This is a genomic window from Spirillospora sp. NPDC048911 (assembly GCF_043198015.1).
Classification (GTDB): domain Bacteria; phylum Actinomycetota; class Actinomycetes; order Streptosporangiales; family Streptosporangiaceae; genus Spirillospora.
In genome coordinates this window covers 1-21,576 of record NZ_JBICUD010000011.1, presented here as the reverse complement: position 1 = coordinate 21,576, position 21,576 = coordinate 1, and the positions used below count along the sequence as shown (strand labels likewise).

Genomic DNA, 21,576 nt, shown 5'->3' with positions numbered 1-21,576 from the left:
GGCCTCAGCTGACCCGCACCCGCGACAGGGCCGTCCGGGACTTCTCGACCTCCTCCTCGGACATCCCGCCCACGTCGATCTTGAGCTCCAGCCGTTCGCCGGTCTCCTTCTCCACGGCCGTGACGTGCAGCAGCCCGGACGAGTCGAGAGTGAAGGTCACCTCGATCGGCCAGCCGGCCTTCTTGCCGCCCGGGATCGCGACGACGCCCGTGGCGATCTCGGTGTTGTCGATGAGCTCGGGCGACTCGACGCTGCCCGCCTGCTCCATCACCCGGATGTCGGCCGACGTCTGGTCGTCGAAGACGGTGAAGAAGTCCTCGGTCTTGGCGGCCGGCAGCTCGTCGTTGGCGTGCACCAGATGCGCGACGTTCTCGGCGGAGGTCTCGCGGTCGACCACCACGATGCCGAACGCGTGCGACGCGACGGTCTTGATCTGGCGGCCGGCGATCTGCCGCTGCTGCTCGGCCGACAGGCCCGCGCGGCCCGCCATCTCCTCGGCGCGGTCCTGCTCGCCCGCCGCCAGCAGCCGCCGGTAGGTCTCCTCGAACGCGTACAGCGCCGCGCCCTTGGCCACCGCGAGATCGGGATCCTGCAAGCGCGGCGCCAGGCCGAGCTCGGTCTCCAGCCGCGCCGCCACCACCGGCATCTTGGTCGAGCCGCCCACCAGCACCAGGTCGTCGTAGTCGTGCACACCCTTGTCGGCGGCGGTGGCCAGGGTACGGCCCGTGATCTCTATGGTGCGGTCGAGCAGGTCCTTGGTCAGCTCCTCCAGCTTCTCGCGGGTGATCTCGATCGCGGCGGCGCGGCCGTCGTGCATGACCCGGACGGTGTGGGCGGTACGGGTGGTGAGCGCCTTCTTGGCGTCCTCGGCGTCGCGCCGCAGCTGCTGCTCGGTCTGCTTGTCGTCGAGCGGGTCGCCGGCCTCGGGGTGCTCGGCACGGAACCGCTCGGCCAGGTACTCGACGAGGCGGGAGTCCCAGTCGGCGCCGCCCAGCTCGTGGTCGCCGTCGGTGCAGACGACCTCGATGTGGCCCGAACGCAGCGCGATGACCGTCGTGTCGAACGTGCCGCCGCCCAGGTCGTACACCAGGATCGTCCGGTCCTGCCGCACGTCGATGTCGGTGCCGCCGTCCGCGTCGTCGCCGGCGTCGCCGCCGGTGTCGACGGTCGTGGCGACGCCCGTGGCGCCGCTCGGCTTCGCGGGCGGGTTGAGCACGCCGTAGGTGATCGCGGCGGCGATCGGCTCCGACACGATGTCGATCACGTTGAGGCCCGCGATCTGGCCCGCCTTGCGGGTGGCGTCGCGTTCGGCCGCGCCGAAGTAGGCGGGCACGGTGACCACCACGTCGCGCGCCTCCTCGCCCGTGGTGGTGCGCGCGTCGGTCGCCAGCTTGAGCAGGATGAACGCCGACAACTCCTCGGGGGTGTAGTCGAACCCGTGGATCTGGCGCGTCACGTCGCGGCCCATGTCCCGCTTGATCAGGCTGACCACGTCGTCGGGCGCGAGCACCGCGGTGTCCTTGGCGGTGGCCCCGACGACCACGTTGTCGCCGCTCTCGAAGTAGACGACGGACGGGGTGGTGTCGGTGCCCTCCAGATTGCGCAGGACCGAGGGCCGGCCCACATCGTCGATCGAGGCAATGCAGGAGTAGGTGGTTCCCAGGTCGATCCCGTAGACAGCCATGTCCCTCTCACCAATCGATACCGGGGGCGCTGTGCTCATGGTCGGTGCCCGGCGGCCGGACGTCCATCCGGGCCGCGTTCCTCGCCCGCTCCGCTCTGGCGTTCATCGTCTCCCCGCGCCCCGGTCTCGCGCAGCGGTTCGGAAGTGCCAGGTCCGGCCGTGCCGGACTTGGCGGATTCGGGCCCCGAAACCGCCGGAGATTTTGCCGTGGCTTTGACCGCCCGCCCGGCCGCGGGCCCGGCCGCCGGCTTGGCCGCGGCCTCCGCGACCGTCTGCTTCACGGGCTCTTCGGGGACGGCCTTGCCGACCGAGACCTCGGCCTTGCGCACCACCCGGCCGTCCTGCTCGAAGCCGTCGGTCCGGACCGCGACCACCGCGCCGGCCAGCGCCGGGTCGGTGACGGGCTCGACCGCGACGGGACGGTGCCGGGCGGCGTCGTACGGCTCGCCCGGCTCGACGGTGAAGCGTTCCACACCGGTGCGCGCCAGGGCGTCGGCGACCTCGTCGGCCATGGCCGCCAGCAGCGAGGCGGCGTCGGCGGGCCGGGGCGGCAGCGGGGCGGCCCACCGCTGCGAGCCGGTGCGGGCCAGGTCGTGCAGGCGGTAGAGGGCGGTGCGCAGCGGTTCGAGGGTGGCCTGGAGCTCGCCCCGGCGCAGCCGCTGGTTGTCGTCGTGGAGCCGGTCGATGACCGCCTCGCGATGCGCGGCCCGCTCGTGCTCGCGGGCGAGCTCGCGGTCGAACCGCGCGGCCAGCCCGGCGAGGGCGTCCCTGATCTCCGCCTGGAAGTCCGGCGCGGCGCCGCCGGCGGTCTCCCCGGCGTCCTCCCCCGCGTCCCGGATGACAGGCTCATCCCGACCGCTCGACACGTGCAGTTACCTTAACGGGATGCAACGCGCCCGGATAGACCCCGCGCGTGACCTTCCCGTGGGCCTCCGGTGACGTGACCGGCCATTCCGCCACGGACTTCTCGACCCCGACACGCATGGGTAACAGGATGGAAATCCGGCTCCCGCACGCTGGGTCGGTCGATCGAGTACAGGAGGTGGCGATGTTGCTGCGGATTCGCGTCCGGTTGCCGGACCGGCCGGGCTCGCTGGGAAAGGTGGCGCGGATCCTCGGCGTCGCCGGGGCCGACGTGGTCCAGATGGCGGTCCTGGAACGTGACAGCGGCCGCGCCCTCGACGACTTCGCGGTGGCCTGGCCCGCGGGGGCGGGCATCGACCGGCTCTGCGACGGGCTGGCGTCGATCCCGGGAGTGGAGATCATCGGAATCTGGCCGACCGAGGAGCCCCAGGGCGCCTTTCCGGACGCCGCGCTCATCGGCCAGCTCGCCGCCGAGCCGCGGCGCGGGCCGGTGACGCTGGTGGACGCGGTGCCGGCTCTGCTGAGCGCCGACTGGGCGGGGCTGGCTGAGATCGGGCCGGCGGGGGCCGTGCTCGCGCACGCCAGTGCGGGCGGCGGGACGAAGGTCGAGCTGCCCGAGCTGGAGCCGGTGCGGCCCCGGGCGTTCACCGCCCCGGACGGCATCCAGTACGCGCTGGCGCCGATCGTGGACGCCGAGGGCGCCGAGCTGGTCCTGCTGGTGGCCCGTACGGGTGCGCCGCCGTTCCACCGGACCGAGGTCTTCCGGCTGGCGCAGCTCGTCGGCGCCGCCGAGGCCGTGCTCGGGGTACGGCACCCGGATCCGGTACAGAGTTCTTAACGAGGACGAAACCGGCCAGACGCCTCACGCATCTACGTTCACTGACATGGCTCCCGGCGCGGCGGCGCGGTCGCGCCGGGGCCATGGTCGGGCCTCGCGGGATTCGGGCATTGCAGGATTCGGGCATTGCGGGCATTGGCCCGGCCGCTGACCTGTCCTTTCGGCCGTTCGGAGTCTTAGAGTCCATTTCTAGGATTCCCGCCGGTCCTCTGGAGGTCATCGTGGCCCAGCTGCTCCGTCCGTTCGCCGACGCCCACCCCGACGAGCCCGCGATCACCGACGAGCGCGGCGCCTCCTCCTGGCGGGAGCTGAACGCCACGACCGACCGGCTCGCCGGTGCGCTGCGCGGTCTCGGGCTGGGCGCCGGAGACGTGATCGCGATCCACTCCGGCAACCGCCGCGAGCACTTCGAGCTCATGTGCGCTGCCGGGCACATCGGGCTGCGCTACGTCCTGGTCAACTGGCACTGGACGGCCGACGAGCTGCGCTACGTGCTGGCGGACGCCGGCGCCAAGGCGCTGTTCTCCGAGGCCGCCTTCGCCGGGATCGCCGCCGAGGCGGCCGAGGGGCTGGAGCTCGGCGCCCGGGTGGCGATCGGCGGCGAGATCCCGGGCTTCACGCCGTACGCCGAGTTCGTGGCGAGCGGCCCGGACGGGGAGCCGGCCGGCCAGTGCATGGGCGTTCCGATGATCTACACCTCGGGCACCACCGGGCGGCCGAAGGGCGTCAACCGCAAGCTCCTGGCGGCGGGCGCGCCGATCGAGACCGCCACGCTCATCGGGCGGACGTTCGCCGAGATCCTGCTGATCCCCGAACGCGGCCGGTCGTTGCTGGTCGGGCCCGTCTACCACTCGGCGCAGTGGCTGTGGTCGTTCGTCTTCCTGATCACCGGGCGGCCCGTCGTGATGCGCCGGTCGTTCGACGCGGCCGAGACGTTGCGGCTCATCGACGAGCACGCCATCACGCAGGTCCACCTCGTGCCCACACAGTTCGTCCGGCTGCTGCGGCTGGAGGAGAAGGTGCGGGCCGGGTTCGACGGGTCCAGCCTGGCCGCGGTCTGGCACGGCGCCGCGCCCTGCTCGCCCGCGGTCAAGCGGCAGATGATCGACTGGCTCGGCCCGATCGTGCACGAGTACTACGGCTCCACCGAGGCCTCGGTCAACACGATCATCACCGCGCCGCAGTGGCTGGCGCGGCCGGGCAGCGTCGGCCGCCCGCTGCCCACCACCGAGGTGCACGTCCTGCGCGAGGACGGCGAGCCGGCCAAGCCGGGGGAGCCCGGCCAGATCTGGTTCCGCTACACCAGCGGCGACGACGTGGAGTACTGGGGCGACGAGTCCAAGACCAGGTCGGTGCACCGGTCCGACGGGCTGTTCACCACCGGCGACATCGGCTACTTCGACGAGGAGGGCTATCTCTTCCTCGCCGACCGCGCCATCGACATGATCATCAGCGGCGGGGTGAACATCTACCCGGCCGAGATCGAGGGCGTGCTCATCACCCATCCGGCGGTCCGCGACGTGGCGGTCTTCGGCGTGCCGGACGAGGAGTTCGGCGAGCAGGTCAAGGCGGCCGTCGAGCTGGCAGACGAGGTCAATCCCTCCCAGGGCCTGGCCACCGAGCTGATCGCGCACTGCCGCGCCTCGCTGGCCGGGTACAAGGCGCCGCGCACGGTCGACTTCATCGAGGAGATACCTCGGACGCCCACCGGCAAGCTCTACAAGCGCCTCCTCCGCGACCCGTACTGGAAGGACCACGACCAGCAGATCTGACGTTCACAGGAGGGTCAGGACGGCGTCCAGGTCGGTGAGGCAGGCGTCGGAGCCGAGCCCCTGCGCCACGGTGGCGGCCGCGGCCGTGCCCCAGCGGGCCGCTTCCAGCAGCTCCTTGCCGTGTTGCAACCCGGTGATGAACCCGGCGCAGTACGCGTCGCCGCAGCCCGTCGTGTCGACGACGTCGACCTCCAGTGCCGGGAGGCGTTCGACGCCCTCGGCCGAGACGATGAGGCTGCCGTGCTCGCCCAGCGTGACCAGCACCGCGCGCGGTCCTTCGCCGAGCAGCTTGCGCGCGGCCCGGACGACGTCGTCGGTGCCGGCCATCGCCATCGCCTGCTCCTCGTTCGGCAGGAAGTAGTCGACGTGGGGGAGGAACGCGCCGGCGCCGGTGAGCAGATCGGGCATGTTCGACAGCAGGTCCATCGTGACGATCGTCCCGCCGGCCCGGGCCGCCGCCAGCATCTCGAAGAAGGCCGGGTCGTTCAGGCCGAACGTGACGTCCGTCCCGCCGAGGTGCACCACGTCGGCCGCCGCCAGCAGGCCCGGCTCGACCGCGCTGGTGGTCAGCGTCAGGTTGGCGCCCGGCACGTGGAACGAGGGCCTGCCGCCGTCCGCGCGGATCGGCAGGATCGAGGCGCTGGTCTGGTCGGCGGTGCGGCGGACCAGGCCGGTGACGTCCACGCCGTGGCGGGTCATGACCGCCACCAGGATGTCGCCCAGATCGTCGTCGCCGATGGCGCCCACGGAGACGACGTCGTTGCCGAGTTTGGCCAGCGCGACGGCCGTCCCGGCCGCCGAGCCGGCCGCGGTCAGCCGGACCTGGTCGACCACGACGGTGCCCTGCCCCGGCGGGATGGCCTCGACCGGGCGGGCGAGGACGTCCACGATGTGCACGCCGAGCGTGACGACGGCCATGACGGTTCTCCCTTGTGATCGTCAGGGCCGTAGCGTACGGCCTGAAGGTGGTCGAATGTGAGGGGGATTCACAATGAAATTGGCCGAGGAGCGGCGGGAGCTGTGCGAGATCGGCCGGCGGATGGCCGGAACCGGGCTCGTGAGCGGCGCGTCGGGCAACATCAGCGTCCGCGCCGGCGACCTGGTCGCGGTCACCCCGGGCGGGGTGATGCTCGACCGCATGACCCCGGAGGGCTGCCCCGTGATCGATGTCGAGGGGCGGCTGGTGGAGGGGGAGCGGGCGCCCTCCTCGGAGACGCCCATGCATCTGGCGATCTACGACTGCACCGACGCGGTCGCGATCGTGCACACGCACTCGACGTACGGCGCGGTGGTGGCGACGACGATGACGGAGCTGCCGCCGATCCACTACAACACGCTGCTGCTCGGCGGGGTGGTCAAGGTCGCCGAGTACGCCACGTACGGCACCCCGGAGCTGGCCGCGAACGTGCGGGCCGCGATGGAAGGGGGCAAGCGCGCGGCGCTGATGGCCAACCACGGCGGGGTGACCATCGGCCGGGACCTGGAGGACGCGTACGAGAACGCGCGGCTGCTGGAGTGGCTGTGCGGCGTGTACGTCCGCGCCAAGGCCATCGGCGAGCCGAGGATCCTCACCGAGGCCGAGCTTCTCCAGGTCATCGAGCGCGGTCTCAACCCGCCCGTCTTCCCGCGCCGGGACGAGCCCGTCGCCTGACCGGCATGTAACCTAGCGCTTGCTAGGTTCGCGCCCACGGGATTGCAGAGGCCCCGATGTCCTTCGTGCTGATCGACAAGCCGCGCCCGCACGTCACGCTGATCACCCTCAACCGGCCCGACCGGATGAACGCGATGGCGTTCGACGTGATGGTGCCGTTCAAGGAGGCACTGGAGGAGGTCAGCGCCGACAACGACACCCGGGTCGTGGTCGTCACGGGGGCGGGCCGCGGCTTCTGCTCCGGCGCGGACCTGGAGTCGCCCGGCCGCATCCCGGGCATCGAGGGGCTCACGGTCTCGGCGATCGCGCTGCGCTCGATGGAGCTGCTGGACGACGTCATCCGCGCGCTGCGGCGCATGCACCAGCCGGTGATCGCGGCGGTCAACGGCCCGGCGATCGGCGGCGGGCTCTGCCTCAGCCTCGCCACCGACATCCGGATCGCGGCCGAGGGCGCCTACTTCCGCGCGGCCGGGATCAACAACGGGCTGACCGCGAGCGAGCTCGGCCTGAGCTACCTGCTGCCGCGCGCGATCGGCTCGTCCCGCGCGTTCGAGATCATGCTGTCCGGGCGGGACGTGGGCGCGGCGGAGGCCGAGCGGATCGGCCTGGTCTCGCGCGCCGTGCCCGGCGACAAGCTGCTGGACGAGTGCTACGAGCTGGCCGAGCGCATCGCCGCGTTCAGCCGGCCGGGTGTCGAGCTGACCAAGCGGATGTTGTGGTCGAGCCTGGACGCGGCGAGCTTGAACGCCCACATGGACCACGAGGGGCTCGCGCAGCTCTTCGTCCGCCTCACGACCCGCAATTTCGAGGAGGCGATCCAGGCCCGCAAGGAGAACCGGCCGCCCGAGTTCCGCGACTAGGGCACGGGGCACGCTCTAGGCTGCGGCTGTGCCCAGCCTTCCGCAGGACCTCGCCCGGCGCCGGCTGCTGACGGTCCCCGTCGTCCGCCTCGCGACCGTGGACGAGAAGGGCCTGCCGCACCTCGTCCCGGTCGCCTTCGCCGTCGAGCGCGGCACCGTCTACACCGCGGTCGACCACAAGCCCAAGGCCAGCCGCGACCTCAGGCGCCTGGCCAACATCCGCGCCAACCCGCACGTCACCCTGCTCGCCGACCACTACGACGACGACTGGGACCGCCTCTGGTGGGTCCGCGTGGACGGGCACGCCCACGTCATCGACGACCCCGCCCGGATGGCCGCCCCGATCGACCTGCTGACCGCCCGCTATCCCCAGTACCGCGAGCACCGTCCCGAGGGCCCGGTCATCGCCGTGATCATCGACGGCTGGACCGGCTGGTCCGCCACGCCTGAGGTGGGCTAGTCCCAGGCCTCGCCTGTGCGGGTCAGCTGATCGGCGTACTCGATGCGGGCCTGCCATTCGCGCGGCCAGGCGTCCATGCCCAGGTGCGCGCCCGCGAAGGCACCGGCCAGGCAGGCGATGGAGTCGGAGTCGCCGGAGCTCGCGGCGCCGCGCCAGATGGCGGAGACGGGATCCTCCGGGAAGAGCAGGAAGCAGAGCAGCGCGGTCGCGAGGGCCTCTTCGGCGACCCAGCCCGCGCCCGTGAGCTCGCAGGGATCGGACTCGCGGTCACCGCGCCGGAGCGCCTCGTCGAGCCGGTCGAGGGCCTGGCGGCATTCGTCCCAGCCACGCGCGATGAACTCGGCGGGGGAGGGGGCCTCGGAGTGCTTCCACAGGTCGCCGAGCCAGCGTTCGTGGTACGTGGAGCGCTGGACGTGGCAGCGGTCGCGGAGGGCGGCGGGCAGGTCCGCCGGGGCCATGCCTTCGCGGAGCCACCACGTTGCGAAGGCCGTCAGGTCGCTCGCGGCGAGGCCCGTCGGGTGGCCGTGGGTGAGCGCCGCCTGGAGCTGGGCGGCGCCGGAACGGGTCTCGTCGGTGAAACCCGGGACGAGCCCGACCGGGGTGACGCGCATGTTGGCGCCGCAGCCCTTGGAGCCGTGCTGGGTCGCCTCCACCCACGGGAGCCCGGAGTCCATGCCCCGGCAGGAGCGAAGGCAGGTCTGGCCCGGCGCGCGGTTGTTCTCGGGGTCGTGCAGCCAGTCGAGGAAGCGGCGCCGCCAGATCGGGGTGATCAGGTCGGGGGTGAACGGGGGATTGTCGAGCGCGTTCAGCATGCCGCCCGCCACCGCGAGCGCCATCTGGGTGTCGTCGGTGACCAGCGGGTTCTCCGGGAGGTCGCGTGGCCCGTCGTGCCCGTAGCGCTTGTGGATCTGGCGCATGTTCAGGAACTCGGTGGGAGCGCCGAGCGCGTCCCCGTACGCCAGGCCGAAGATGCTTCCGCTCGCCCGTCTCATCCCGCCATCGTATGAGCGTCAGATGCCCACGAGGTGAGCGAGACGGTTGCGGTGGTGGGCGGGCGCGCCGAAGAGCTCCTGCGACGACTTGGCGCGCTTGAAGTAGAGATGCGCGTCGTGCTCCCACGTGAAGCCGATGCCGCCGTGGATCTGGATGCTCTCGGCCGCGGTGTGGAAGTACGCGTCCGAGCAGAACGCCTTGGCCAGGGCTGCGGCGACCGGCAGCTCGCCGGGGTCCTCGTCGGCGGTGGCGGCGGCCTGGAGCACGGCGGAACGGGCCGACTCGACCTGGACGAACATGTCCGCGCAGCGGTGCTTGATCGCCTGGAAGCCGCCGATCGGGCGGCCGAACTGGTGCCGGACCTTCGCGTACTCCACGGCCATGTCGAGCGACACCTGGGCGCCGCCGAGCTGCTCGGCCGCGAGGCCCACGGCCGCGATGTCGAGGGTGTGCGCGAGGACCGGCTCCGCGCCGCCCTCCGTGCCGACGAGCCGGGCGGGCACGGCGGCGAAGTCGAGCCGGGCGAGTTTGCGGGTCTGGTCGAGGACGGGGAGAGCCGTGCGAGTAAGACCAGCGGCGGAGCCGCTTCGGGGGGTGTGGGGGGTCGTCCCCCCTCGAGAGGTACTGCCTGTGATGTCGCCGTCTACCGCGAAGAGCGACAGGCCTAGCGGGGTGCGGGCGGCGACGAGCACGAGATCGGCGATGTGGCCGTCGAGCACGTAGGTCTTGGTGCCGTCCAGGACCCAGCCGTCCGCGGTCTCGCGGGCCGTCATCACGACCGCGCCGAGGTCCCAGCGTTCGTTCTCGGTCCAGGCGAGCGTCGCGATGGTGGTCCCGTCGGCGATGCCGGGGAGGAGGTCGCGCTGGGCGGTCTTGTCGTCGGAGGCCTGGAGTGCCGTCGCCGCCAGCACCACCGTGGCGAAGTAGGGCGCGCACACGAGCGCGCGGCCCATCTCCTCCAGGACGATCACCAGCTCGCGGACGCCGAAGCCGGAGCCGCCGTACTCCTCGGGGACGGCGAGGCCCTGGAGGCCCAGCTGCTCGGCCATCTGCTTCCAGACCGCCGGTTCGTAGCCCGTCGCGCTCTCCATCAGGCGGCGGACCTCGGCGCCCGGCGACTTGTCCGCGAAGAACCTGCGCAGCGCGCCGCGCAGTTCCTCCTGCTCCTCGGTGACGACGAGCCTCATCCCCGGAACCTCCCGTACAGCCAACCTGACGCTTGCTTGGTTGATTCTGCCGTACGGGCGGCCCAGGGGCCAGCGTCAGGGTGCCCAGTCGTGCGGGCCGAGGGTGAAGCCCTTGGCGGTGGAGTGGACGTGGTTGGCCGAGACCAGATGGCTCAACGCCGCCCAGATGTCCTCTTCCGGGCGGTCGATGAGGTTGCGCAGCGTGTCGATGTTGGCCGCGCCACCGGCCTTGTCGATCTCGGCGACGGTCTCGTAGACGTGGAGCTCGAAGTCGGACAGCTCCTGAACGTCGGCTCGTTTGTCTTCCATGCCCGAGACCTTCCCGTTCTTTCGGGAATCCACCCGCCGGGCGCCCGGCCGCCGCGTGTCAGCCGTAGCGCTTGAGCTCGTGGAAGAAGCCGGGCACGGTCTGCAGGTCCCCGGCGGCGGTCACCTGGTCGTAGACGAAGCGGGCGACGGCGAGGTCGAGGACGCCGAGGCCGAACGGCGAGAACACGACGGGCTTGTCGGCGGGCGGCGTGGTGGCGCCGGTCAGGACGTCGTAGAGGGTCCCGGCGACGAAGTCGCGGTCGCCGACCCGCTGCTCGGCCAGGTGCGGGGACGTGTTGGCCTTCATGCAGTGCTCGACGTCGTCCACCACGTTGTACGAGGACAGGATGATCTCGGGGGAGAGGTCCCGCAGCGAGACGTGGAGCACGAGCGGGTTGTGCTCGAACCAGGCCGGGTCGGTGACGTGCGGCTCGCCCGCCACGGTGGCGAACACGATGAGGTCGGACGACCGGACGAGGTCCTCCGCCGACTCATGGATGGTGATCGTTCCCTTTTCGGACCGTTCGAGGTAGCCCTTGAAGCCCTCGGCGTGCTCGCGCGACAGGTCGTGGACGCCCAGCTCGTCGAAGGTGAAGCCGTTGCCCGCGAGATAAGTGTGGATGTAGCGGGCGATCAGGCCGACGCCGAAGAACCCGACCCGGGCGGGACGCGCGCCCCGCCGGTCGCTGAGCTCGGCGGCGGCGAGCGCCGCGGAGGCCGCCGTCCGCGCGGCGCTGATGATGGAGCTCTCCAGGCAGGCGAACGGGTAGCCCGTCGCGGTGTCGTTGAGGATCAGCACGGCGGACGCGCGCGGGATGCCCGCCTGCACGTTCTCCGGGAAGCTGGAGATCCACTTGATGCCGTGCACGTCCACGTCGCCCTTGACCGAGGCGGGCAGCGCGATGATCCGCGACGACGGCCGGTCGGGGAAGCGCAGGAAGTAGGAGTCGGGGTTGACGGTCGCGCCCTCGCCGTGCAGCCGGTAGGCGGCCTCGATCATCCGGGTGACCTCGGCTTCCCGGCCGGTGATCGCCTCGTGGACCTGGGCGCCTGAGATCACGGCGAAGGAGGGGGGCTGCGTCATGGCTCGTCGAACTCCGAGAAACGTGAGGGAAGGGTGGAAGGTGACTAGATGCCGAGAATATCGGCGTTGGGGAGGTTGAGCTCGGAGAGGATGTGACCGAAGTTGTCGCGCAGCCAGCTCTCCTCGTAGATGGAGTCGAGGTAGCGCTCGCCCAGGTCGGGGGCGATGGCGACGGCCACGGGCGACTCGCCGGGGTACTTCTCGGCGAGCCAGCGCTCCGCGCCGCTGACCACGGTGCCGGTGGACCCGCCGAAGAGGAAGCCCCGCGACGACAGCCGGTGCACCGTGCGGATCGTGTCGGTCTCCGGCACGTGCACGACGTCGTCGATGAACGACTCGTCGACGAGGTCGGGGCGGCTGCTGGTGCCGAGGCCGGGCACCATCCGGCGCTCGGGGATGCCGCCGAAGGTGACCGAGCCGACCGCGTCGACCGCGACGATGGTGACCGGGCGCGCGTGCTCGCGGAAGTAGCGCGCGCAGCCCATCAGCGTGCCGGTCGTGCCGGCCCCGACGAAGAGCACCTCCAACTCGGGGAAGTGCTTGTCGATGGCAGGGGCGGTGCCCCGGTAGTGCGCCATCCAGTTGTTGTGGTTGGCGTACTGGTTGAGCCAGACGTAGTCCGGCCCGCCGCCGGGCCCGCCGGCGCGCTCGGTCTCGCAGAGCTCCCGCACGTACCGGATGCGACTCTCCAGGAAGCCCCCGTTGGCGTCCTGCCGGGAGATGACCCGCACCTCGGCGCCGAGCGCCCGCATGAGGCGCATCGAGGCCGGGTTGCAGCGGGGGTCGGTGACGCAGATGAAGCGGTATCCCTTGCTCGCCGCGATGATGCTGAGCGCGATGCCGAGGTTGCCCGAGGACGACTCGACGATGATCGACTCGGGCGTCAGGGCGCCCTCCCGCTCGGCGGCCTCGACCATCTCGGCGGCGGCCTTGAGCTTCACCGAGCCGGCGAAATTGAATCCCTCGCACTTGAGATAGAGCGGGCAGTCGAGAACCGGCCGAAGATCAACATAGAGATCCTCGACGTTGAAGTCCTGCGGCGAGGTGATTACGGGCACGCTGCCACCCTTGAAGAAACGACGATCAACAGGTCTGTTGAAATTGTGACTTTCCTGCCGTGGGACATGGATTCGTCATCCCGCGCCGTCCCCTGTATCGAATACCCAGAAAGCGATTTCGGGTGTTTCCCCCGTGTCCCCGAAGCATGTCGCGAGGTTCTGCCCGAACCGTAGCGGAGCATCACGGTACCTTCGGGGTTGTCCCCCCGCAACCCCCTACTTACTGGCCGGTAGTCTCCTAAGTACCGATTCTAGTGAAGGTTCGGCCGGGGTCGGACATAAGCTGTTACGCCACCATGATTAACCGATGACGGTGGAGAATTCCTACATCACGGAGAGTTAAGATGAATGCTCGCGGACAGGTCGCTGAACGGCTGCTCGGTCCGGCCGAGCTGCCCGTGCTCGACATCTCCGCCGCCGAGGCCGCGCGGGCCCGTGAGCTGGCCGATCGCCACGGCATGACCCGCGAGCACGCGATCGACCTCGCCGACCCGGTCATCACCCGGGTCGAGCGTTTCGCCGCCGAGTTCGCCGCCGGGTTTCCCGCTGGAGGTGACCGCCCCGCCGTCACCGACGCGACGCGTTCGCTCTCCTATGCCGGGCTCGCCGCCGAGGCCCGCCGCATCGCCACCCTGCTCGAACGCGCGGGCGTCGAGCCGGGCACGGTCGTCGGCGTGGGCGGCGCGCGCTGCGCCACCGTGATCTCCGCGTTCCTCGCCATCGAGCTCATCGGCGCGCTCTACGTCCCCGCCGACGAGACCTGGCCCGCCGCGCGGGTGCGGGACGTGCTCGTCCAGGCCGGGGCGCGCGTCCTGCTGACCGTCGACGTCGGGGACTCCGCGCCGGCGCTCGTGGCGGGCGCGGCCGAGGCCGGCTGCGAGATCGTTCCGGCCGCGCGCGCGGACGCCTGCGAGCCGTGGCAAGGCGAGCCGCGGCTGCACGCTCTTGACCAGCCCCGGTACGTGCTCTTCACCTCGGGCTCGACCGGCACCCCCAAGGGCGCCGTCGTCGAGCACCAGGGAATGATCAACCACCTCTACGCCAAGGTCGTCGACCTGGAGATGACGCCCGCCGACGTGCTGGCGCAGACCGCCCCGCTGGGCTTCGACATCTCGGTCTGGCAGATGCTCTGCCCGCTGCTGCTGGGCGGCCGGGTGGACGTCATCGGCGATGACGTCGGGCACGATCCGGTGGCCTTCGCGCGGGCCGTCGACGAACAGGGCATCACCATCGTCGAGCTGGTCCCGACCATGGTCAGGCATCTTCTGGACGACTTGGAGGAGGCCCAGCAGGGGTCGCTGGGCGGGTTGCGGTGGATGATCGCGACCGGGGAGGAGCTGCCGGCCGAGCTGTCGCGCCGCTGGCTGGAGGCCATGCCGCACGCCCGGCTGCTCAACGCCTACGGCCCCACCGAGTGCTCCGACGACGTCACCCACCACACGGTGACCGCCAAGGACCTGGAGCTTCTCCGGCTGCCGATCGGCACGCCCATCGTCAACACGCAGCTCTATGTGCTGCGGAACGAGGACGACGGCACGTGGAGCGCCTGCGACATCGGTGAGACCGGTGAGCTCTTCGTCGGCGGCGTCTGTGTGGGGCGGGGTTATCTCGGCAACCATGAACGCACCCGCGAGGCCTTCTACGCCGACCCGTTCGAGCGGACGCCCTCCGGCCGTCTCTACCGGACCGGGGACGCCGTCAGGCTGCTGGAGCCCTCGGCGTCCGGCGCGGGCGTGCCTGCTCTGCAGTACCTGGGCCGCGTCGACCGCCAGGTCAAGATCGCGGGCGTCCGGATGGAGCTCGGCGAGATCGAGGCCGTGCTGCAACGGCATCCGGGCGTCGGGGCGGCCGCGGTCGTGGTGCACGAGTACCCGGCCGGCGGCTGACGGATCGGGTCCGCCCTTAGTGATCACCCTCTGTGATCACACTGGCCGGGTTCGGTCGTCAACCCTTGTCACTTGTCGAGCGTCCCACATGCCACGAACAGTCTCTTTTGTCACGACTGTGAGCAATTTCTGAGGCTAAGTTCTGCAAGATGGGGGATTGCGAGGCATGTGACAGGCTGGTTAACTGTGGCTCCGCTACTCCTGAGTACAGACGTGGTCGAGGGCTCGCCCTGACCGAGGGGCGGGAAACAGCGGCGCTCTGCACTGGTCGGGAGCTGGCTCGGCGCGATGGGGTCGCGCGTGAGCGACGCGAGGCCGGCAGGGACTCGGGGAAAGGGGACGGGGTAGGGCCCGAAGTTCGTCGTCACGCAATTCCATCCGTCCCCCTGAAGGGGACCCGCCCCCACCTGGGCGTTTTATAAATCCCCTCAGACCGGGAAAGTGCCTCCTGATGTCGTCCACTGAGTACATTCCGCTTTCCGCCCCTCAGCAGAGCGTCTGGTATGCGCAGCAACTGGCACCCGAAACACCGATTCATATTGCGCAGTACATCGAAATCGACGGGCCGATAGATCACGCGGTGTTCGATCGGGTGGCGACCATCGCGGCGCACGAGGGCGAAGCCATGAATGCCCGGATCGTCGAGCGGGACGGCATTCCCTACCAGGTGCTCAATCGCGAGGCGACGGCGACGGTTCCGCTCATCGACGTCAGCGGTGAAGAGGACCCGCGCGCGGCCGCGCGCGCGTGGATCCGCGAGCGCATGACCGAGCCGCTGCCCCTGGACGGCGAGTGCCTCTACGTCACCGGCTGGCTGCGGCTCGGGCCGGAACTGCACTGGTGGTTCATCCGCGCCCACCACATCATGGCCGACGCCTTCAGCGGCTCGATGGTCAGCCGCCGGGCCGCGGAGGTCTACACGGCGCTGGCGAACGGCGGCGAGTACGAGGAGGTCGAGCACGGCTCGTACGTCGGGCTGCTGGCCGAGGACGCCGCGTACCGCACCTCGGAGAAGTTCGAGCGGGACCGCGCCTACTGGACCGAGCGCTTCGCCGACAAGCCGGTCGCGGTGAGCCTGACCGACGGCATGGCCGTCCCGACCGCGTGGCCGATCAGCCGCACCGTCACGCTGCCGCCGGACGCCACCGCCGGCCTCGCCGTGGGCGCGCGGCGGCTCCGCACGGCCACCCAGGCGGTGGCGATCGCCGCGACCGCCGCGTACGTCGGGCGCATGACCGGCACGCGGGACGTCATCATCGGCCTGGCCGTCACCGGCCGCACCACGCCGCTGGCGCAGGAGACCGCCGCGATGGCCTCCAACATCGTGCCGCTGCGCGTGGAGGTCCGGCCGGACATGCCGGTCGAGGACCTGGTCCGCTCGGTCACCCGGGCCACCGCGCGGGCGCTGCGCCACCAGCGCTACCGCCGCGAGGACCTCCTGCGCGACCTGAAGATCCTGGGGGAGCGGCGGCGGCTCTACGGGCCGACGGTCAACATCATGGCCTTCGACTACCGGCTCGACTTCGCCGGCACGCCCGGCCGCATGCACGCCCTCACCACCGGGCCGGTCGACGACCTGTCGGTCAACATCTACGACAACTTCGACGGCAAGGGCCTGCGGGTCGACTTCGAGGCGCACCCCGACCTGTACACCGAGGCCGAGGTCGCGGCCCACCAGGAACGCTTCATGCGGTTCCTGACCGCGCTCGGCGACGTCGACCCGGCCACGCCCCTGCGCGACGTCGAGTTCCTGGACGAGGCGGAGCGCCGCCAGGTCCTGGAGACCAGCAGCGGCGCCGTGGTGCCGCGTTCCACGCAGGCGTGGCCAGAGCAGTTCGAGCGCCAGGCGGCCGCGACGCCGGACGCCCCGGCCGTCCGCCACGGCGCGGAGACGCTCACCTACCGGGAGCTCAACGCCCGCGCCAATCGCCTCGCCCGGCGGCTGATCGCGCTCGGCGTCGGCCCCGAGGACCTGGTCGGCATCGCCCTGCCCCGCGACGCCGCCATGGTCGCGGCGCTCACCGCCGTCCTCAAGGCGGGCGCCGCGTACCTGCCGATCGACCTCGCCTACCCGCCGGACCGGATCGCCTACATGCTGGCGGACGCCGCGCCGGCCTGCGTCATCACCACCAGCGCCGCCGGCGCCGCGCTGCCGGACGGTGTCACCCGGATCGAGCTCGATCACCTGGAGGACGATTCGGAGTTCGCCGGCACCGACGTTACGGACGCCGACCGGGTCCGGCCGCTCCTGCCCGGCAACCTCGCGTACGTCATCTACACCTCGGGCTCGACCGGCCGGCCCAAGGGCGTGGCGGTCAACCACGCCGACGTGAACGCGTTCCGCACCCGCGTCCTCGAGTTCTTCGGCGCCGGCGCCCTGCGGAGCGTGGCGTTCGCGACCTCGCTCAACTTCGACCTGTCGGTCCAGGAGTGGCTGCTGCCGCTGACGCTCGGCGGCGAGATCGAGGTGCTGCGGGACCTGCTGGAGATCGGCGAACGCGGCGGCTGGTCGGGCACGTTCGTCGGCGGCGTCCCCTCGGCGGCCTCGGCGGTGATCGGCCGCGAGGGCGTGCGGATCGACTCCGAGCACATCACGCTGGGCGGCGAGGCGCTGCCCCCGCCGATGCTGCGCGAGGTCCGGCGGCAGGCGCCGGACGCCCGCGTCTCCAACATCTACGGGCCGACCGAGGCGACGGTCGTGGTGACCGGCTGGTACGACGACGGCAATCCCGAGGGGCGGGCCCCGATCGGCCGCCCGATGGCCAACGTGCGCGCCTACGTGCTGGACCCGGCGCTGCGGCTCGTCCCGGCGGGCGTGCAGGGCGAGCTCTACCTCGCCGGTCCGGGCGTGGTCCGCGGCTACCTGCGCCGGCCGGGCCTGACCGCCGACCGGTTCGTGGCCGACCCGTTCGGTGCGCCCGGCGACCGCATGTACCGCACCGGCGACCTGGCGCGCTGGGCCCCGGACGGCGATCTGGAGTACCTGGGCCGCGCCGACCACCAGGTCAAGGTGCGCGGCTTCCGCATCGAGCTGGGCGAGATCGAGACCGCCTTCGCGGCCCACCCCGGCGTCCGGCAGAGCGTCGTCGTCGCCCGCACCGACGACGTGGGCGACACCGTGCTGGTCGCCTACGTCGTCCCCGTCGAGCCCGGCATGCCGCTCGACCCGGCGGCGCTGCGCGGATTCGCGGGCCGCACGCTGCCGGAGTACATGGTGCCGACGGCGGTCGTGCCGCTGGCGGAGCTGCCGCTCAACCCGGCCGGGAAACTGGACCGTGCCGCCCTGCCCGCCCCGGACTTCGCGGCGGCGGTCACGGGCCGCGGCCCGCGCGACGCGCGGGAGGAGATCCTGTGCGGGATCTTCGCCGAGGTGCTCGGGCTGCCGGGCGTCGGCATCGACGACGGTTTCTTCGACCTCGGCGGCGACTCGCTCAAGGCGACCCGCGTGGTCTCGCGCGCCCGCGCCGTCCTGAACGCCGAGCTGCCGATCCGGGTCCTGTTCGAGACGCCGACCGTCGCCGGGATCGCGGCCCACCTCGCCGCCGCCACCGGGCGCCGGGACGAGGTGCGGCCCGCGCTCATCCCGGCGGCCCGTCCCGACCCGCTGCCGGTCTCGTACGCGCAGGAACGCCTGTGGTTCCTCAACCGGCTCGAAGGCCCGACGGCCACCTACAACATGCCGATCCCGCTGCGGCTGAGCGGCGAGATCGACTACGCCGCGGTGCGGGCCGCGCTGCGCGACGTGATCGCCCGGCACGAGTCGCTGCGGACGCTGTTCGGTGAGGCCGACGGCGAGCCGTACCAGCGGATCCTCGACGCGGACGAGGCCGAACCCGAGCTCAGGATCGCCGACCTGACGACCGCCGGGGCCTCGGGCGACGACCTGCACGGCCGGCTCTTCACCGACGCCACGCGCGGCTTCGACCTGGCCGCCGAACTCCCGCTGCGCGCCTTCCTCTACCGGCTCGGCGCCGGCGAGCACGTCCTGCTGCTCGTCATGCACCACGTCGCCGGTGACGGCTGGTCGCTTGCACCGCTGGCGAGGGACGTCATCACCGCCTACGTCGCCCGCCGCGACGGCGCCGGACCGGACTGGAAACCGCTGCCGGTGCAGTACGCGGACTACGCGCTCTGGCAGCGGCAGCTCCTCGGCGACGGCCCCGAAAGCCTTGCCGCCCGGCAGCTCGACTACTGGAAGGGCGCCCTGGCGGGGATTCCAGACCAGCTCGCCCTGCCCACCGACCGCCCGCGTCCCGAGCGCGCGTCCTACCGGGGCGGGCAGGTCACCTTCGACGTGCCGCAGGAACTGTCGGACGGCCTGTCCGCGCTGGCCCGCACCCATCAGGTCAGCCTCTTCATGGTGCTGCAGGCCGCGCTCGCCGCGCTCCTCACGCGGCTGGGCGCCGGGACCGACGTGCCGATCGGCTCGCCGATCGCGGGCCGGACGGACGAGGCGCTCGACGAGCTGGTCGGCGTCTTCGTCAACACCCTGGTGCTGCGCACCGACACCTCCGGCGACCCCGCGTTCGCCGAACTGCTCGCCCGGGTGCGCGAGACCGACCTGGCCGCGTACGCCCATCAGGACGTGCCGTTCGAGCGCCTCGTCGACACCCTCAACCCGGCGCGGTCGCTGTCGCGGCATCCGCTGTTCCAGGTCATGCTCACCCTCCAGAACAACCCGGCCCCGTCGGTCGAACTGCCCGGGCTGACCGTCGGCGTCGAGCCGGTGGACGCCGGAGTGGCCAAGTTCGATCTGGAGTTCCTGCTGGACGAGCCGGTGGGCGGCTCGGGAGGCATGGTCGGGACGATCGAGTACGCGCTGGACCTGTTCGACCGCGCGACCGTCGAACGGCTCGCGGGCTGGTACCGGCAGGTGCTCGAAGCCGTCGTCGCCGACGCGGCCGTCACGGTCTCCGGCGTCGGCCTGCCGGGCATCGAGGACCTTCAGCCGGCGGCCGCCACCGGCGAGGCCACGGAGAAGCGCCTCGTCGCGTACGTCGTCGCCGCTCCCGGGCAGACCCTCGACGCCGAGGAGCTGCGCGCCTACGTCCGCCAGAACCTGCCCGAGTCGATGGTGCCCTCGGCCGTGGTCGTCCTGGACCAGCTGCCGCTGACCCCCAACGGCAAGGTCGACACCAAGGCGCTGCCCCGCCCCGAGATCACCGTGGCGGGCACCGCGACCTCCTACCGGGCCCCGCGCGACGCCCGCGAGGAGACGATCGCCGCCGTGATCGCCGAGCTGCTGGGCCTCGCCCGGGTCGGCATCGACGACGACTTCTTCGAGCTGGGCGGCAACTCGCTGATCGCGATGCGGGTCGTCAGCCGGATCCGCCGGGCGCTCCAGGTGGAGCTTCCCGTCCGCGCGCTGTTCGAGGCGCCGACCATCGCGCTGCTCTCCGAGCGGCTGGGAGAGCTGGCGGCCGGCGAGCCCGGCCGTCCCGTGCTGGAACGGCGCGAACGTCCCGAGGCCGTCCCGCTCTCGTACGCGCAGCAGCGGCTGTGGTTCCTCAACCGGTTCGAGGGGCCGTCCGCCACCTACAACATGCCGCTGGCGCTGCGCATTCGCGGCGCCCTCGACCGGGCGGCCATGCAGGCCGCCCTCGGCGATCTGGTCGCGAGGCACGAGACGCTGCGGACGATCCTGCCCGACAGCGGCGGCGTGCCGCGGCAGCTCGTCCTGGACCCGGCGGTCGCGCGCCCCGAGCTCCAGATCACCGCGACCACGGCGGCCGAGCTGCCCTCCCGGCTCGGCACGGCCGCGGGCTACGCGTTCGACATCTCCGCCGAACCGCCGCTCCGCGCGCATCTCTACGAGATCGCGCCGGACGAGCACGTCGCGCTGCTGCTCATGCACCACATCGCCGGGGACGGCTGGTCCCTGGCGCCGCTCGCCAAGGACCTGATCTCGGCGTACGCGGCGCGGGCCGGCGGCCAGGCCCCGGACTGGGCGCCGCTGCCGGTGCAATACGCGGACTACACGCTGTGGCAGCAGGAGCTCTTCGGGTCCGAGGATGATCCGGACAGCCTCATCTCGCGGCAGATCGCGTACTGGAAGGACACCCTCGCCGGGCTTCCCGAAGAGCTGGAACTGCCCGCCGACCGGCCGCGCCCGGCCGAGGCCTCGTACCGGGGCGGTACGGCCCGCTTCCGGCTGGGCGCCGGTGTGCACGCCGCCCTCCTGAAGATCGCCCGGGAGACGGGCACCAGCCCGTTCATGGTCGCGCAGGCCGCCTTCGCGGCGTTGCTGACGCGGCTCGGCGCCGGGACGGACGTGCCGATCGGCTCGCCGATCGCGGGCCGGACGGACGAGGCGATGGACGACCTCGTCGGCATGTTCGTCAACATGCTGGTCTTCCGGACCGACACCTCCGGCGACCCGACGTTCCGCGACCTCGTCGCGCGGGTGCGCGAGACCGACCTCGCCGCGTACGCGCACCAGGACGTCCCGTTCGAACGGCTCGTGGAAGTCCTCAACCCGCCGCGCCACCTCGGCCGCCACCCGCTCTTCCAGGTCGGCCTGACCTTCCAGAACAACCCCGAGGCCAAGCTGGAACTGCCCGGCTTCAGCGCCGAGGTCGAACCGCTGCACGCCGGGGTCGCCCGCTTCGACCTCCTCATGGTCCTCACCGAGCGGGAGGACGGGCTCGACGGCGAGCTGGAGTACGCGCTCGACCTCTACGACCCGGCCACGGCGCGGCGGCTCATCGGCCGCTTCGAGCGCTACCTGACCGCGCTGCTCGCCGAACCCGGGGCCCGGCTCAGCGAGATCGACGTCCTCGACCCCGCCGAGCGCAAGACCATCCTCACCGAATGGGCGGGCGGCGCCGCGGAGCCCGTGGAGCGGGCGACGATTCCGGCGTTGTTCGAGGTGCAGGCGGCTTCGAATCCGGACGCTCCCGCCGTGTCGTTCGAGGGCGTGACCCTTTCGTA

15 protein-coding genes are annotated in these 21,576 nt (G+C 71.7%); 7 read left to right on the top strand and 8 right to left on the bottom strand.

The features are described from left to right. Positions 1 to 4 precede the first annotated feature (4 nt). Together ACGFNU_RS39370 and ACGFNU_RS39365 are read right to left on the bottom strand one after the other, a co-directional pair. Positions 5 to 1,684 (bottom strand): Hsp70 family protein, encoded by a 1,680-nt coding sequence (locus tag ACGFNU_RS39370; protein ID WP_392601701.1) that lies wholly within the window; start codon positions 1,682 to 1,684, stop codon positions 5 to 7. 35 nt (positions 1,685 to 1,719) lie between these two features. Further along, the gene (locus tag ACGFNU_RS39365) at positions 1,720 to 2,550 is read right to left on the bottom strand and encodes a nucleotide exchange factor GrpE (RefSeq protein ID WP_392601700.1); all 831 of its coding nucleotides are present in this window, start codon (positions 2,548 to 2,550) and stop codon (positions 1,720 to 1,722) included. Between the two features lie 182 nt (positions 2,551 to 2,732). Between ACGFNU_RS39365 and ACGFNU_RS39360 the strand changes: the two genes are divergently transcribed. Together ACGFNU_RS39360 and ACGFNU_RS39355 are read left to right on the top strand one after the other, a co-directional pair. Beyond that, complete coding sequence (locus tag ACGFNU_RS39360) at positions 2,733 to 3,386, top strand: amino acid-binding protein (protein WP_392601699.1); 654 nt, start codon at positions 2,733 to 2,735, stop codon at positions 3,384 to 3,386. Between the two features lie 221 nt (positions 3,387 to 3,607). Continuing rightward, positions 3,608 to 5,158: an AMP-binding protein gene (locus ACGFNU_RS39355; protein WP_392601698.1), complete on the top strand. Its 1,551-nt coding sequence runs from the start codon at positions 3,608 to 3,610 to the stop codon at positions 5,156 to 5,158. A 3-nt stretch (positions 5,159 to 5,161) separates the two neighbouring features. Here the strand turns inward: ACGFNU_RS39355 and ACGFNU_RS39350 are convergent, their stop codons facing one another. After that, positions 5,162 to 6,076, bottom strand: a complete 915-nt coding sequence (locus ACGFNU_RS39350; protein WP_392601697.1) for a carbohydrate kinase family protein — start codon at positions 6,074 to 6,076, stop codon at positions 5,162 to 5,164. A gap of 73 nt (positions 6,077 to 6,149) precedes the next feature. On the opposite strand from ACGFNU_RS39350, the gene ACGFNU_RS39345 reads away from it, so the two are divergent. Genes ACGFNU_RS39345 through ACGFNU_RS39335 form a run of 3 tightly spaced genes read left to right on the top strand, consistent with a single transcriptional unit; the run spans position 6,150 to position 8,129 of the window. Then, positions 6,150 to 6,809, top strand: a complete 660-nt coding sequence (locus ACGFNU_RS39345) for a class II aldolase/adducin family protein (protein ID WP_392601696.1) — start codon at positions 6,150 to 6,152, stop codon at positions 6,807 to 6,809. A 56-nt stretch (positions 6,810 to 6,865) separates the two neighbouring features. After that, positions 6,866 to 7,669 carry an enoyl-CoA hydratase gene (locus ACGFNU_RS39340; protein ID WP_392601695.1) on the top strand — a complete coding sequence of 268 codons (804 nt, stop codon included), beginning with the start codon at positions 6,866 to 6,868 and terminating at the stop codon, positions 7,667 to 7,669. A 28-nt stretch (positions 7,670 to 7,697) separates the two neighbouring features. Next, positions 7,698 to 8,129 carry a TIGR03668 family PPOX class F420-dependent oxidoreductase gene (locus tag ACGFNU_RS39335; RefSeq protein WP_392601694.1) on the top strand — a complete coding sequence of 144 codons (432 nt, stop codon included), beginning with the start codon at positions 7,698 to 7,700 and terminating at the stop codon, positions 8,127 to 8,129. Here the strand turns inward: ACGFNU_RS39335 and ACGFNU_RS39330 are convergent. The 5 genes from ACGFNU_RS39330 to sbnA all read right to left on the bottom strand — a co-directional run bounded on the left by ACGFNU_RS39330 (position 8,126) and on the right by sbnA (position 12,760). Then, on the bottom strand, positions 8,126 to 9,121 hold the full coding sequence (locus ACGFNU_RS39330) for an ADP-ribosylglycohydrolase family protein (RefSeq protein WP_392601693.1): 996 nt from the start codon (positions 9,119 to 9,121) through the stop codon (positions 8,126 to 8,128). The two genes, ACGFNU_RS39335 and ACGFNU_RS39330, sit on opposite strands and share 4 nt — an antisense overlap. Positions 9,122 to 9,139: 18 nt before the next feature. Further along, positions 9,140 to 10,309, bottom strand: a complete 1,170-nt coding sequence (locus ACGFNU_RS39325) for an acyl-CoA dehydrogenase family protein (RefSeq protein ID WP_392601692.1) — start codon at positions 10,307 to 10,309, stop codon at positions 9,140 to 9,142. Positions 10,310 to 10,384: 75 nt separating this feature from the next. Beyond that, positions 10,385 to 10,618, bottom strand: coding sequence for a hypothetical protein (locus tag ACGFNU_RS39320; protein ID WP_392601691.1), 234 nt, complete (start codon positions 10,616 to 10,618; stop codon positions 10,385 to 10,387). 58 nt (positions 10,619 to 10,676) lie between these two features. Continuing rightward, the gene (sbnB, locus tag ACGFNU_RS39315; RefSeq protein WP_392601690.1) at positions 10,677 to 11,702 is read right to left on the bottom strand and encodes a 2,3-diaminopropionate biosynthesis protein SbnB; all 1,026 of its coding nucleotides are present in this window, start codon (positions 11,700 to 11,702) and stop codon (positions 10,677 to 10,679) included. 44 nt (positions 11,703 to 11,746) lie between these two features. Further along, positions 11,747 to 12,760 carry a 2,3-diaminopropionate biosynthesis protein SbnA gene (sbnA, locus tag ACGFNU_RS39310; protein WP_392601689.1) on the bottom strand — a complete coding sequence of 338 codons (1,014 nt, stop codon included), beginning with the start codon at positions 12,758 to 12,760 and terminating at the stop codon, positions 11,747 to 11,749. Between the two features lie 344 nt (positions 12,761 to 13,104). On the opposite strand from sbnA, the gene ACGFNU_RS39305 reads away from it, so the two are divergent. Both ACGFNU_RS39305 and ACGFNU_RS39300 read left to right on the top strand, forming a co-directional pair. Continuing rightward, the gene (locus ACGFNU_RS39305; protein WP_392601688.1) at positions 13,105 to 14,646 is read left to right on the top strand and encodes an amino acid adenylation domain-containing protein; all 1,542 of its coding nucleotides are present in this window, start codon (positions 13,105 to 13,107) and stop codon (positions 14,644 to 14,646) included. Positions 14,647 to 15,097: 451 nt separating this feature from the next. Then, the coding region (locus tag ACGFNU_RS39300; protein WP_392601687.1) for an amino acid adenylation domain-containing protein at positions 15,098 to 21,576 on the top strand (6,479 nt) is incomplete at its 3' end.

What these genes read in the sequence shown, in the direction of transcription:
- ACGFNU_RS39360 (WP_392601699.1), top strand. Translation starts at nt 2,733, where the DNA reads ATGTTGCTGCGGATTCGCGTCCGGTTGCCGGACCGGCCGGGCTCGCTG.
- ACGFNU_RS39345 (WP_392601696.1), top strand. Translation starts at nt 6,150, where the DNA reads ATGAAATTGGCCGAGGAGCGGCGGGAGCTGTGCGAGATCGGCCGGCGG.
- ACGFNU_RS39320 (WP_392601691.1), bottom strand. Translation starts at nt 10,618, where the DNA reads ATGGAAGACAAACGAGCCGACGTTCAGGAGCTGTCCGACTTCGAGCTC.
- ACGFNU_RS39370 (WP_392601701.1), bottom strand. Translation starts at nt 1,684, where the DNA reads ATGGCTGTCTACGGGATCGACCTGGGAACCACCTACTCCTGCATTGCC.
- ACGFNU_RS39330 (WP_392601693.1), bottom strand. Translation starts at nt 9,121, where the DNA reads ATGAGACGGGCGAGCGGAAGCATCTTCGGCCTGGCGTACGGGGACGCG.
- ACGFNU_RS39325 (WP_392601692.1), bottom strand. Translation starts at nt 10,309, where the DNA reads ATGAGGCTCGTCGTCACCGAGGAGCAGGAGGAACTGCGCGGCGCGCTG.
- ACGFNU_RS39340 (WP_392601695.1), top strand. Translation starts at nt 6,866, where the DNA reads ATGTCCTTCGTGCTGATCGACAAGCCGCGCCCGCACGTCACGCTGATC.
- ACGFNU_RS39305 (WP_392601688.1), top strand. Translation starts at nt 13,105, where the DNA reads ATGAATGCTCGCGGACAGGTCGCTGAACGGCTGCTCGGTCCGGCCGAG.
- sbnB (WP_392601690.1), bottom strand. Translation starts at nt 11,702, where the DNA reads ATGACGCAGCCCCCCTCCTTCGCCGTGATCTCAGGCGCCCAGGTCCAC.
- ACGFNU_RS39350 (WP_392601697.1), bottom strand. Translation starts at nt 6,076, where the DNA reads ATGGCCGTCGTCACGCTCGGCGTGCACATCGTGGACGTCCTCGCCCGC.